The organism is Rheinheimera sp. A13L, assembly GCF_000217935.1.
Classification (GTDB): Bacteria; Pseudomonadota; Gammaproteobacteria; order Enterobacterales; family Alteromonadaceae; genus Pararheinheimera.
Map to the genome: position 1 here is coordinate 1 of NZ_AFHI01000006.1, position 12,802 is coordinate 12,802.

The 12,802-nt window shown below is 45.4% G+C and carries 10 protein-coding genes; all 10 read right to left on the bottom strand.

Annotated elements, in window-relative coordinates; genetic code table 11:
- Nucleotides 1–42 precede the first annotated feature (42 nt).
- The 10 genes from htpG to RHEIN_RS04015 all read right to left on the bottom strand — a co-directional run bounded on the left by htpG (nt 43) and on the right by RHEIN_RS04015 (nt 12,433).
- Complete coding sequence (htpG, locus tag RHEIN_RS03965; protein WP_008897683.1) at nt 43–1,974, bottom strand: molecular chaperone HtpG; 1,932 nt, start codon at nt 1,972–1,974, stop codon at nt 43–45.
- A 480-nt stretch (nt 1,975–2,454) separates the two neighbouring features.
- Nucleotides 2,455–3,057, bottom strand: coding sequence for a recombination mediator RecR (gene recR / locus RHEIN_RS03975; RefSeq protein WP_008897684.1), 603 nt, complete (start codon nt 3,055–3,057; stop codon nt 2,455–2,457).
- Between the two features lie 18 nt (nt 3,058–3,075).
- Entirely contained in the window at nt 3,076–3,411 is a 336-nt protein-coding gene (locus RHEIN_RS03980) for a YbaB/EbfC family nucleoid-associated protein (RefSeq protein WP_008897685.1), read from the bottom strand.
- A gap of 76 nt (nt 3,412–3,487) precedes the next feature.
- Complete coding sequence (gene dnaX, locus RHEIN_RS03985) at nt 3,488–5,701, bottom strand: DNA polymerase III subunit gamma/tau (RefSeq protein WP_008897686.1); 2,214 nt, start codon at nt 5,699–5,701, stop codon at nt 3,488–3,490.
- Between the two features lie 27 nt (nt 5,702–5,728).
- Nucleotides 5,729–6,277, bottom strand: a complete 549-nt coding sequence (apt, locus tag RHEIN_RS03990; RefSeq protein ID WP_008897687.1) for an adenine phosphoribosyltransferase — start codon at nt 6,275–6,277, stop codon at nt 5,729–5,731.
- A 273-nt stretch (nt 6,278–6,550) separates the two neighbouring features.
- Complete coding sequence (locus tag RHEIN_RS03995) at nt 6,551–7,288, bottom strand: HvfC family RiPP maturation protein (protein WP_008897689.1); 738 nt, start codon at nt 7,286–7,288, stop codon at nt 6,551–6,553.
- 1 nt (nt 7,289) lies between these two features.
- A complete protein-coding gene (locus tag RHEIN_RS04000) occupies nt 7,290–8,138 on the bottom strand; it encodes an HvfB family MNIO-type RiPP peptide maturase (protein WP_008897690.1) in 849 nt (282 codons plus the stop codon).
- 53 nt (nt 8,139–8,191) lie between these two features.
- Nucleotides 8,192–8,509, bottom strand: a complete 318-nt coding sequence (locus RHEIN_RS04005) for an HvfA family oxazolone/thioamide-modified RiPP metallophore (protein WP_008897691.1) — start codon at nt 8,507–8,509, stop codon at nt 8,192–8,194.
- A 184-nt stretch (nt 8,510–8,693) separates the two neighbouring features.
- Complete coding sequence (locus RHEIN_RS20285) at nt 8,694–9,650, bottom strand: class I SAM-dependent methyltransferase (protein WP_008897692.1); 957 nt, start codon at nt 9,648–9,650, stop codon at nt 8,694–8,696.
- A gap of 134 nt (nt 9,651–9,784) precedes the next feature.
- Nucleotides 9,785–12,433, bottom strand: a complete 2,649-nt coding sequence (locus RHEIN_RS04015; RefSeq protein WP_008897693.1) for a TonB-dependent receptor plug domain-containing protein — start codon at nt 12,431–12,433, stop codon at nt 9,785–9,787.
- Nucleotides 12,434–12,802 lie beyond the last annotated feature (369 nt).

Sequence of the window (12,802 nt, forward strand, 5' to 3'; positions counted from 1 at the left end):
GCCCCTGCAAGTGCAGAGGCTTTTTAAAACTCAGAGTAAAACTTATGCTTTTTTCGATAAATCCAGCAGCAGCGCGTTTAAGCGGCTGACAAAAGTTGCAGGATTTTTCAGGCTGCCACGTTCAGCTAATAAGGCCTGGTCAAATAATACTTCAGCCCATTGTTTAAACTGCGTTTCGTCCTGCACATCGGCAATATGTTTGACCAATGCATGATCCGGGTTCAGTTCAAAAATAGGTTTCACGTCCGGTACTTTCTGACCCACAGATTCCATCAGCTTCATCATCTGCGTGCTCATATCAAACTCATCAGTGACAATACAAGCCGGGCTGTCGGTTAAACGATGGCTGGTTTTTACGGCTTTGACCTGATCACCTAAAGCTGTTTTAAAACGTTCAGTCACAGCAGCAAATTGCTTCTCTGTTTCTTCCTGAGCTTTTTTCGTTTCTTCGTCATCCAGCTTGCTGATATCCAGACCACCTTTGGCGATAGAACGCAGCTTTTTACCTTCAAAGTCAGTCAGGTGCTGCATTAACCATTCATCAACACGGTCGGATAACAGCAGGACTTCAATGCCTTTTTTACGTAACACTTCTAAATGTGGGCTGTGTTTAGCGGCTTCAAAGCTGTCGGCAACGATAAAGTAAATTTCGTCCTGACCTTCTTTCATCCGGCTGACATAAGCTTCTAAGCTGACATTCTGATCTGCGTTGTCATTATGAGTAGAGGCGAAACGCAGCAGCTTAGCTATGCTTTCTTTGTTGCCGGCATCTTCAGCAGGGCCTTCTTTCATCACCTGGCCAAACTCGTTCCAGAAGGTCTGGTACTCGCTTTGATCTTCAGCTTTAGACATTTTCTCCAGCATTTTTAATACGCGTGAAGTACAGCCTTTACGTAAGCTTTGCGTCACTTTGGTGTCCTGCAAAATTTCGCGGGACACGTTCAGCGGTAAATCGCTGGAATCCAACACACCTTTGATAAAGCGCAGGTAACTTGGCATAAACTGTTCAGCGTCATCCATAATAAACACACGCTGCACATACAATTTCAGGCCATGACGGGCTTCACGGTTCCACATATCAAAAGGTGCTTTTTTCGGCACAAACAATAAACTGGTGTAGTTGGTATTACCTTCCACTTTGTTGTGAGTCCAGCTTAGTGGTTCAGTCCAGTCGTGCGAAATATGTTTGTAGAATTCCTGATATTCGTTTTCAGTCACTTCTGATTTATCGCGCATCCACAGTGCGGTGGCTTTGTTGACCGCTTTCCAGAAGCCTTCAGTGGCAGGGATTTTTTCGCCTTCTTCGCCGTCCTGCTCTGGAGTGCCTTCCTGATACATTTCCACAGGAATGCTGATATGGTCAGAGTATTTAGTGACAATAGATTCCACTTTCCACTGACTTAAAAATTCAGTTTCTTCGTCACGTAAATGCAGAGTGATTTCAGTACCACGGCTATTTTTCACAATAGGCGCAATGCTGTATTCTCCTTCCCCATTAGATTCCCACTCTACAGCAGAATCGGCAGGCGCACCGGCTTTACGGGTTTTGACTGTCACCTTATCGGCAACAATAAAGGCAGAATAGAAACCCACACCAAACTGACCAATCAGCTGAGAGTCTTTACTTTGATCGCCAGAGAGCTGACCAAAAAATTCTTTAGTGCCGGATTTCGCGATAGTGCCTAAATGACTAATCACTTCGTCCTGCGTCATACCAATACCGTTGTCGCTGATGGTAATGGTTTTAGCCGCTTCATCCAGACTGATACGAACTCTTAATTCGCCGTCATTGTCATACAGGCTGCTGTCGGACAAAGCTAAAAAGCGCAGTTTATCAGCCGCATCGGACGCGTTAGAGACCAGCTCACGCAGGAAAATTTCTTTATTGGAATACAGCGAATGGATCATCAGCTGTAGAAGTTGTTTGACCTCGGCCTGAAAGCCGTGCTTTTGTTTTTGTACTGTCTCAGTCATATACAGCTCCTTTTCTTTAATGCAATGACTTTAATGCAAAAGCGCCTATGCAAGGGCGTAGCGCCTTTCGAATTGTGCTGGCAAGGATATGGGTTTAATAGCCACAAATATCAAGGGGGCAATATCGGCAAAACTCAGAACAAAATGGAGAATCAGGCAAGTGGATAAAGAATAAGCTGTTATTTGGTAGTGCAAGAGCGCAGCCAACAAGGTAACAGCTGCAAGGAACGAAGAGTCTGACCAAAGGCATTGGAGTTGCAGCGCGACGGCAAGTGAAGGAGTCCCTAACATACATAGCTTACTATGTGATTAGGGCGACAGAGCGCAGCCAACAAAGCTGCGGTTTCAAGGACGAAGGTCCTGACCAAAAGCATTGGAGTTGTAGCAAGGCCGCAAGTGAAGGAGTCCCCATGAGCATAGGCCACTATGCGATTGGGGCGAAAGAACGCAGCAACGCTGCTACAGCTTCAAGGATGAAGGTCAGATAGGTTTACGGCCACTAAAGGCGTGCGACAAGGTCGTCCCGTCTACATACTCCAAATCACCACCCACAGGTACACCATGAGCAATACGGGAGACATTGACCTGATACTTTTTACATTGCTCAGCAATGTAATAGGCTGTGGCATCCCCTTCCACTGTCGGGTTGGTGGCTAATATCACTTCCTGCACTGCACCTGTACCGAGCTGCTTTTGCAGTAAATCCAGGCCCAACTCTGATGGACCTATGCCATCAAGCGGAGATAATTGGCCCTGCAAGACAAAATAGCGGCCTTTAAACTGACCTGTTTGCTCTATCGCAAACTGATCAGAAGACGAAGCGACAATACAAAGACTTTGACTGTCGTTGCGTCGTGGATCTGAGCAAATAGAGCATAAATCAGTTTCGCAAAAAGTACGGCACTGCTGGCAATGCCCTACTTTTTCCATAGCCACAGCTAAAGCCTTCGACAACTGTACAGCGCCAGAGCGGTTGCGTTCCAGCAACTGCAGGGCTATACGTTGTGCCGACTTCGGACCTACGCCTGGCAATATACGCAAGGCGTCGATCAACTGCTGCAGCAAAGGGCTGAATTTGCTCATACTAAAACAGACAACAGCTTAAAACGGCATCTTAAAACCTGGAGGTAATTGCATACCACCGGTCACAGCAGCCATTTTGGCTTTATTGGTTTCTTCAACACGGCGTACCGCGTCGTTAATAGCTGCAGCTACTAAGTCTTCAACCATTTCTTTGTCATCCTGCATCAGACTGTCGTCGATGCTGACACGGCGTACATTGTGGTTGCCTGTCATGGTGACTTTCACCAGACCTGCCCCCGACTCGCCTGTAACTTCCAGATTAGCCAATTCCTGCTGGGCCTTTTGCATTTTATCCTGCATGGCTTGCGCCTGCTTCATGATATTGCCTAAACCGCCACCACCACCTTTGAACATAACTGTACTCTCTTTAAAAATGACTCGATTAAACTGGCGACAAGATAATGACTTGAGCCCCAAAATACAAGACGAATTAGTTGACGATAATACTGTCAGCGACTATTTCCGCCCCAAAATCTTTCTGTAGCTGCACAACCCAAGGGTCTTGCTGCAGCAACTGCTCTACATAAACCAGACGCTCCTGCTCAATACGCTGCTGAATAGCCACAGGGCAAGTCTCTACCCAAGGCTGGTATTGAATTTCTAACTGAACTGCTTTATTAAAAGCCTGACTCAGCTCTTTAATAATTTCGGCGCGGAATTTTTCTTTATCCAAATGCTGCTGACTTTGACAAACCAGCAGCTGCACTGTATCCCCTGCCCAACTGATGCAACTATGCAGCAGATACAAACGCAATAAACCACCTAAATTCAGACTATCAACCAAAGCGGCCCACTCATCGACCTGAGCTGCAAGACGCACAGAGAAATTCTCAGCAGTAATCACACCATCAAAACGATATTGAGCTTTCGCTTCTGGCGCAGCTATTGGCTGTGGTTCTGACGTAGGTTCAGATTGATGTTGCTGTTGAAACTCCTGCCAGGCCCAATCGGCAGCAAAATCAGCGTCTTCAGTGGCTATATCCAAAGCATCAGATTCATCCGGATAAACGGACATCTCAGGCTCTGGCTGCTCTGGCGCGGCAGCAGGCATAACCGGACTGTGCTGAACGACTGCAGGAGAGCGCTGAGGCTCATTGGCTTGCTGCGATACCATCGGCTGCACTTGCTGATGTAACGCAGGCTGCGGCTGTAATACGGGCTGATGAACTGCAGCTGGAGCAGCTTGTGCTCTTTGTATAGCAACAGGCTCTGCAGCCTTGGCTACAGCAGCAGCTGATTCAGACTTTTTTTCGTTCTGAGTCTCCGCTGTCCTATCCGTGCTAACAGCATCAACTTTAATACCACGACGCGCCAGAATAGAAGCTGCTATTCCTGCGGGAGCTGATGGCTGTGTAACTGCCGCCACAGCTTCTGCTGGAGCATGCTGCTCTGGGAGTATTTCAACTACAATTTCAGGCTCTGATGGCAATGACTCTGCCATAGCAAGCGCAGATTCTGGCTCTTTAGCCGGACTTGCAGTTTCAGGCAAATTAAATTTTGCTTTTAATTCAGCCGCATGAGACACCGGAGCAGAGGCACACATTGCTGGAGAAGTATCAGCTCCGGGCACAAAAGCCACAGCGCGTAATAACGCCATTTCCAGGCCAATACGTGGCTCAGGTGCAAAAGCTAATTCTTTTTTGCCTGAGATCAGTAACTGATAAAACAACTGTAACTGCTCAGGACTTTGCTGTTCTGCCAGTTGCTGCACAAAGGCGCTATGATCGGTAACCAGATCAGCGGCCTGCCAGTTAAACTGACTTAAAGCCGCTAAATGCAACAAGGCCAGCATATCATCCAGTACATGAGCAAAATGACTATGCTGCTGCACCAGTTGATCCAAATGCTGTTTCAATGCGGCTAAATCACGGTTAATCACAGCAGCTAATAGAAGCTCAGCCCATTGCTGTTCCAGGTAGCCCAGCATATCGCGTACCAGAGGCACAGTGATGTTGGAGTTACTCTGAGCTATGGCTTGATCGGTCAGGCTTAATGAATCGCGTAAACTACCTTTGGCTGCACGTGCTAACAAAGCCAAAGCTTCCTCAGCAGCCGGAATGCCTTCCTGTGCCAAGACATAAGATAAGTGCTGTTTAATCTGCTCTGGGCTTAATGCTTTTAAGCTGAACTGCAAACAACGGGACAACACTGTGACTGGCAGTTTTTGTGGATCCGTAGTCGCCAGCAAAAACTTCACATGAGGTGGTGGTTCTTCCAGAGTTTTCAAAAGCGCATTAAAGCTGTGACGCGACAACATATGCACTTCGTCTATTAAGTAAACCTTATAACGGCCTCGGCTGGGCGCGTATTGCACGTTATCCAGTAAATCGCGGGTATCTTCTACTTTAGTGCGGGATGCAGCGTCAATTTCTAACAGATCAACGAAAAAACCCTGATCAATTTCGACACAGGCACTGCAAACACCACAAGGCGTGGAGGTCACGCCTGTTTCGCAGTTTAAACTTTTGGCAAAAATACGGGCTATGGTGGTTTTACCGACACCTCGGGTACCGGTAAACAAATAGGCATGATGTAATCTGTTGTGATTCAGCGCATTGGTCAGCGCTGTTTTCACATGATCCTGGCCGACCAGTTGACCAAAATGTTGGGGTCGCCATTTTCTTGCCAGTACCTGATAACTCATGCCACCTGTGCCTGTGTTTTATTGAAATTAATCGCCTGCAAATTCAACCAGACTATAAAGGCTTAACCCCAGCTTTTCTAAACGCGCTTGTCCGCCTAAATCCGGCAGATTCACCACAAAAGCAGCGTCTGTGGCTTTACCACCTAAACGCTCGACTAAACTTGTTGTTGCAGCAATAGTACCACCTGTAGCCAATAAGTCATCCACTAACAGCACCTTATCTCCGGCAACTATAGCGTCTTTATGGATTTCCAGCGTGTCTTCGCCGTATTCCAGCTGATAAGACTGGGCAATACGTTCACGTGGCAATTTTCCCGGTTTACGCACTGGCACAAAAGGTAAGCCCATAGCATAGGCCAAAGGAGCACCAAAAATAAAACCACGGGATTCAGTACCCACAATTTTAGTAAAGCCTTTGCCCTGATACTGTTGTTTAAAGGCATCAATCACCTTTGCAAAAGCATCAGCGTCCAGCATCAGGCTGGTCACATCACGAAATAAAATACCTGGCTTTGGGTAGTCAGGCACTGCTTTGATCACCTGACTTAATAAAGCAGAAAGAGAATGTTCATTCATCATCACGATCCTGATTATATCCAGCTTAAAAGACAGCCGTTCTGAAGGATAGCTGTCGTGAAAAGTAAAAAAACCGCCAGCAGGCGGTTATTTCACGCTCGAAAAAAGTTTAAGCGATGATCCGCAGCCAACTGATAATAGGTGCCAGACACAATAAAACCACGAAGGCTGTGACTAACAGCACTAACTGGCCGATACCAAAAGATTCTTTAAAATTTTCGTCTGCCATGATCTGAGCTCATTCACTAAAAAGGTGGGACATGGTAATGAATTTTAGCCAGCTTGAAAAGCATGCACTATGCCTTTCTGCACAAAATCCGTCAGCAGGGTCTCAGCTCCTGTCGACAATTGGGCATAGTCCAGTTGAGGCACATAAGGTGATAGCAAATCGATAAGCCCTGCAAATGTAAGGCCCGGTTGCTGCTCCAGCAACTGCAGCAAGAGAGTTGTCAGTTGATTTAACGCAATAAACTTTACCTCATCCTGCGGATCCCGGTAGATCAACAAAAAGCTGGCTTGAGGTTCTGTCGGCTGAAACTCAGCGCAAATTTGCTGCACTGGATACTGATACGCCTGCACTGAAGCGAGTTCTGACAACTGCAATCTCTGCTGTTTCAGATCTCTTATGGTAAGTCCGGGTTCGGTTTTACGAGTCGCTAGCTCAAGTTCCAGCCATTCATAATGCGCCAGCTCCAGCAGAAACACCGGGTCATCAGGTTGTAATTGATACTGGTGCTGTAAAAAATCTAAAAAACTTTGGGCTATGGATAAAAAGAACGGATTGTTGCAGCGATATTCCGCAAAAAATAGCTGTAAACGCAGCTGCCATGCCTGCTCTGTATACAAAGATTTCAACACAGGGAAAGCGCTGCAAACAAAACCTGAAACATTGTTAAACAGCAACTCCCGATAAACATCCAGACGCTCCTGCTCTACATCCAGGGGTTTTTCGTGTTGCTCTGGCGAGCGTAAATAAGCGACAAAGTCCTGTTGAACCTGTTGGAATTTCATTTCAGGCCCTCAACTTGTTTTGCTTAGCTTGTTGCAAGCCACGAATATGCGCCAGCTCCAGTTGCAGTTGCTGCATATCAGGAATATTAAAATCCCGTTCCAGTAAAGTCGGAAATACACCATGATGCTGATAGGCCTCTGATAACAAGGCCCAAACCGGATCAGACACATCAGCACCATGGGTATCGATTAATAAGCTGTCACTTTGTCGGTAATGTCCGGCCACATGACCATAAGCGATACGCTCTGTAGGCAGGCCTTTTAAAAAATCCAGCGCATCGTAACTGTGATTGACTGAATTCACGTAAATATTATTCACATCTAACAGCAGTTTACAGTCGGCCAGCTCCAGCACTGCATTGGTAAATTCAAGCTCCGACAATTCCTGACCGGGCGCGGCATAATAAGACACGTTTTCGATGACTAAAGGTTGCTCAAGAATATCCTGCACCAGGCGAATACGCCCTGCGACATAAACTGCGGCTTCTTCGGTAAAAGGAATAGGCAGCAAATCATACAAATGCCCTGCAGCAGAGCAATAACTTAAATGTTCACTGTACAATTTGATCTGATGTTCTTTTAAAAAAGCTTTGATTTGTTGAACAAAATCCAGATCCAATGGATCAGGGCTGCCTAAAGACAAAGACAAACCATGGCATATAAAGGGGTAACGTTCAGTTAACTGACGAAACTTTTTCTGATAGGCGCCACCATAAGGCAACCAATTTTCCGGCGCTACTTCAAAAAAATCGATGTCGGTTTGAGGCTGTTCCAGCACAGTAGTGAGCATTTCACGTCGCAAACCCAAGCCGACTTCTGTCGCTGTTAAACCCAAAGGGACATCAGACATAAGCTCTCCTTAAAAGCAGTCAGCCTGCACTGGCAGGCTGACATTCTTCGGTGTTATACAGCGCCACCGCACTTGCCTTCACCACATTTAGCTTCTTTGGTTTTTTCTTTGTCTTTGCCGTCTTTTTTATCGCCACCACATTTGCCTTCACCACATTTGGCTTCTTTATCTTTGGCTTTGTCTTCACCACATTTGGCTTCTTTATCTTTGGCTTTATCAGCGCCACACGAGGCTTCTGCTGAGGCTAACTGGTAACCGGCATTCAACTGATCAGCTGAAAACGGATTCGCATTAGCAGTTAAACTCAAAGTGGATAAAGAGCCCAGTACCAAAGCGCTGATGGCAACAGCAGTAGTTTTATTCGATTTCATATCAATATTCCTTGTAGTTGCGTTAAGTTGCAATAAGTTGCGTTCAGTAGACCTGTACTACACAAAAAAAATTTCGTTTCGCTAAAAATTTATCAGAACACAGCACACCATAGGTTGGTTTTAACAGCTCGGCAAACTAAGCAGAAGTTATCATCCAGGGCTCTAAGCTTCTGAGTCATAGACCTCAAATTTTTGTCAGTTTCACAGCCACGCCTATCAGCCCGTCGTCATTGCGGATCTCTGTATAAACTGCAGAAGTAAAAAGCCCGGGCTTAGCAGCCAGCTTAGCATCCAGTCGCTGCGGGGTTAACACTACAGCCTGCTGCTGCAGTAAGCGCTGCAGATGAAAGCCGGTATTCATTTTTAACGCTTTGATCGCCTCTAAGGCTGCAGCATCCGATTTTAAAACAGCCTGAGCTGTTTGACGGAACAGATCTGAAAACCACTCTTGTGCTTCATCGGACTGATAGCTCTGATTAAACTGCTGCATAATAGACAATAACGCCTGATTGACCTGAGCAAAAGCAGGCACCTGATCAGGTGATATAGCTTTTTGCTTGAGCTGAAGAGTTAATTCAATCAGGGATATAGCCAAATCAAAATACAAACACTGGTCCAATAGCGAGTGCAAAATATTCACTCCCAACTGGCAGTCTTTGGAAATAAAAGAGTCTGGGTGATGAGCAATAAAACAAAGTGAAGCGCCTGATTTTAATACTCTGTGCACTTCAGTTAACGACAGATCCAGGTCCGTGTACTCAAAACCAAACTGAGAAATAGCTAAATCTAAAGATTGATCGACCAGTGGTAACTTTTCTATTGAGGTATTGTCGAGAAACTCTGCTTTTACCTTAGGAGTTAGTTTTGCTAATTGCTGCTTTACTGCAGAGAAATTCACCTGAGCAGCATCGATGCCATATAACACAAAATCTTTTTCTGCTGAGCTTGCATAACTGGCAGCAGCTAAAAGCAAAACCCCATTACCACAACACAAATCAGCAACTACAGCCTGTTCTGCCTGAGTTTCAAACACTGACAACCAATAGTCAGCTACAGCCCCTTTGTATCCAAACGCCATTTCGCCTTCAGCAAAACTGCTTAAAGCTTCTGTAGTACTCCAGAGATTGTCCCAGTGTTCCATAATCAACTCTTTTATCTACTCATCAGCAGTTGCTTTAAATAAGCACTACTTTGCATTAAAAAAAACCCCACCAAAGTGGGGTTTTACGTCAGCTTATACTGCAGTTGTGATCACAACTTAACAGTAAGGGCTTATCAGAAACGTTGAGTGTAACGAACGTAGCTGACACGGCCGTATGCGTCATACAGTGTGTAGTCCAGGTTACGACCAGCAGCACTTGATACACCGATTTGTGGGAACTTCTCGAACAAGTTCTGAGCACCTACAGTGATATCTGCGTTCCAGCCAGTGTGGTAAACCACTTGCAGATCATGCGTAGTCCATGAAGCAATATGGCCAGTACGGCTAGTTACATTGTTAGCTGTAGTCACGTTATTGAACTGTGAACCAATCACGTTAGTAGTGAAAGACACATCAAAGTCGCTGATGCTCCAGGCATGGTTCAAAGATATACGTCTTTGTGGGCTACCTGGGTCTTTTACTAAGTTACGGCCACCATCCAAACTATAGTCAAACACGTGACTGGCCTGGAAAGTTGACTTCAGTTTACCGAAGTTACCAAAATCAAAGTTGGTCGCGATGTTCACGTCGATACCTGAAGTTTCTTCAGTACCATCGTTCGCAGAACCTGTAGTAGATTCCATGATTGCACCAGTCACCGGGTCACGAACTACGCCTAAACCAGCTGGAATAGAATCGCCAGCACGTTCACGGTTGATCAGTGTTTGTAAGCCGATATAACGGATTGAGTCTTCAATTTCGATATTGTAGTAGTCAACAGCAAAGTTTAACCAATCTGTTGGCTGATAAGCGATACCAAAAGACATTTGATCAGACTGTTCTGACTTCAATTCAGGGTTAGCAATATCAGTAGTACGGATTTGACCTGACGGACAAGCTGTTACAGGTGTATTGTTACGGTCACATAACACAAAGTCTTGTACTGTTGGGTTACCAGGAGAAGGCTGTTGTGTCAGAATATCCAGACTTGGCGCGTTAAAACCTTTACCAACTGAACCACGTAATACTAAGCCTTCTAACGGCTCATAACGGGCAGATACTTTAGGTGCAAAGTCATTACCGTAGTCTGAGTATTTTTCATAACGACCGGCAAAGTTCAGTTCAAACTGCTCTGCTACTGGCACTAAAGTTTCAAAGTAAGCAGACTTAACATCACGACCGCCACCAGCTGAAGAACCAGCTGAACCACCTACAACACCAGCTTCAGACAGGGCATCGTATTTGTCTTTGTATTGCTCTTTGCGGTATTCAGCGCCAACTACTGTCTGAACTGCACCGGCTTCTAATTCCATCACATCAAAAGCAGCAGAAGCGAAAGCTTCTTCCTGATCAAACTGGCTGATACGAGAAATAGTTACGTTCATTGAGTTCAACAAGGCACGGTGAGCAGCCTGAGCAGCAGGATCTGTAAAACGCTCACCAAATGGGTCGTTTAACATGTAGGCACCACTTTCCATTGCAATGTTAGCAGCAGAACGCAGCAGGTAGCCAGTACCGATGTTATAGGCTTTGGTTTTTGCTTTACGTACACCAACATCGATATCGATGTCGTTTACATTACCTTCAAAACCAACCATGACGTCGTTAGAGTAGTTATCAACCTGTGTATCCCGAGTTCCTAAAGCAGCAAAACGGTGGAATACAGCAACTGAGCGCGCAGCACCACCAATTGAAGCATCATATAATGGGCTGTTTGGGTTAGTTGGGTTATTTGGGCTGTTTGCAGTCAGGATACTGCCTGGATCGTTCAGAGATGCAGCATAACGGCCGAAAGACTTAGTTTTAGCAACGTTAGCATTACCATAAACTTTCCAGTTGTCAGTAAATTCGTGTGTACCACGTAAGAACAATGACTGGTTACCAGTGGATGAGTCGTTGGCGTTGGTTTTCAGGAAGTCATAACTACACATGTCGCCACCAATCCAAGGGTTGGTTGCAGTGTAATACAATTCGAAGTCACAACCAGCAGAGATAGATTTAGCAGCAGTAGCTGAAGGAACACGACCAGTTGAAGTTAAATCAGCCCAGTTATTACCGTATGGAGATAAACCACGCTGAGATGCAACCCACGGGAAAGCACGTTCAAAAATGATGTCACGGTTGTTCCAGGAAAAACCAGCCATCAGGTTAGTTTTATCATTAGCAGAACCGATCAGGAAACTACCTTCTTCACGGTCACCGCCTTCTGAAGGGATACTTACACGTGAAGTACCTACTTTGATTTCAGCGCCATCGTAATCTTTACGAGTGATGATGTTGATTACACCACCGATAGCATCTGAACCGTAAACAGCTGATGCACCGTCTTGCAGCACTTCGATACGTTCAACAGCAGCCAGTGGTAACTGGTTTAAATCCTGTGAGCTACCGGTTAAAGGTGACTTAGGAACACGTTTGCCGTCGATCAGAATTAATGTTCTGTTGGCACCTAAACCACGTAAGTTAATTTCTGATGTACCCTGAGCAGCGTTACCAGAAGTAGTACGGTTAGAACCAAAAGAGTTGAAAGTGGTGTTACGTAACAAGTCAGTCACAGACAGCTGACCAGACATATCAATAGCAGCACGGTCAATAGTAGTGATCGGTAATGAACCTTCCAAATCAGTACGCTTGATACGTGAACCAGTTACTTCGATACGCTCAACGTCTTTTGCTTCCTCTTCTGATGCAGCTTCCTGAGCTACAGATGAAAAAGCAACTGAAGCTGCACCAAAAGCAACGGCTAAACGCACTGCCTTTGATAATTTATTATTTGTAAACATGTTTTTCTCCCTGGACCACTATTTAGTGATTCTATATTTTTACGATGACCAACCTTTACGGCGATTGGAACTCCGAACTTTTCGCAATCGAGGTGGACCCCGAAAACAACGCCCCGATAATAAACGCAATTTTTCAGCACGGTCAACAGCTTTTACGGAACAAATTTCATCGGGCGTTGTCAACGTGTGCGGCAAACCCCACCTTTTCTAGTCAGCGCAGTCAATAGAGAGGATAGATTTGCAGCGCTTCTCCCTATTTAGCCCACAAAAAAACCTCTTTTAGAATGTTTTTTAATCAATTTGAGATGTCAGCCAAATTTCGCACTAAAATTTGTAAACTTAACTCTACAGTCTATAAGTCAATTTTTT

Coding starts and splice junctions, on each gene's coding strand:
- RHEIN_RS04000 (WP_008897690.1), bottom strand. CDS start 8,138: ATGTCTGATGTCCCTTTGGGTTTAACAGCGACAGAAGTCGGCTTGGGT.
- RHEIN_RS04005 (WP_008897691.1), bottom strand. CDS start 8,509: ATGAAATCGAATAAAACTACTGCTGTTGCCATCAGCGCTTTGGTACTG.
- RHEIN_RS03995 (WP_008897689.1), bottom strand. CDS start 7,288: ATGAAATTCCAACAGGTTCAACAGGACTTTGTCGCTTATTTACGCTCG.
- RHEIN_RS03980 (WP_008897685.1), bottom strand. CDS start 3,411: ATGTTCAAAGGTGGTGGTGGCGGTTTAGGCAATATCATGAAGCAGGCG.
- apt (WP_008897687.1), bottom strand. CDS start 6,277: ATGAATGAACATTCTCTTTCTGCTTTATTAAGTCAGGTGATCAAAGCA.
- recR (WP_008897684.1), bottom strand. CDS start 3,057: ATGAGCAAATTCAGCCCTTTGCTGCAGCAGTTGATCGACGCCTTGCGT.
- RHEIN_RS20285 (WP_008897692.1), bottom strand. CDS start 9,650: ATGGAACACTGGGACAATCTCTGGAGTACTACAGAAGCTTTAAGCAGT.
- RHEIN_RS04015 (WP_008897693.1), bottom strand. CDS start 12,433: ATGTTTACAAATAATAAATTATCAAAGGCAGTGCGTTTAGCCGTTGCT.
- dnaX (WP_008897686.1), bottom strand. CDS start 5,701: ATGAGTTATCAGGTACTGGCAAGAAAATGGCGACCCCAACATTTTGGT.
- htpG (WP_008897683.1), bottom strand. CDS start 1,974: ATGACTGAGACAGTACAAAAACAAAAGCACGGCTTTCAGGCCGAGGTC.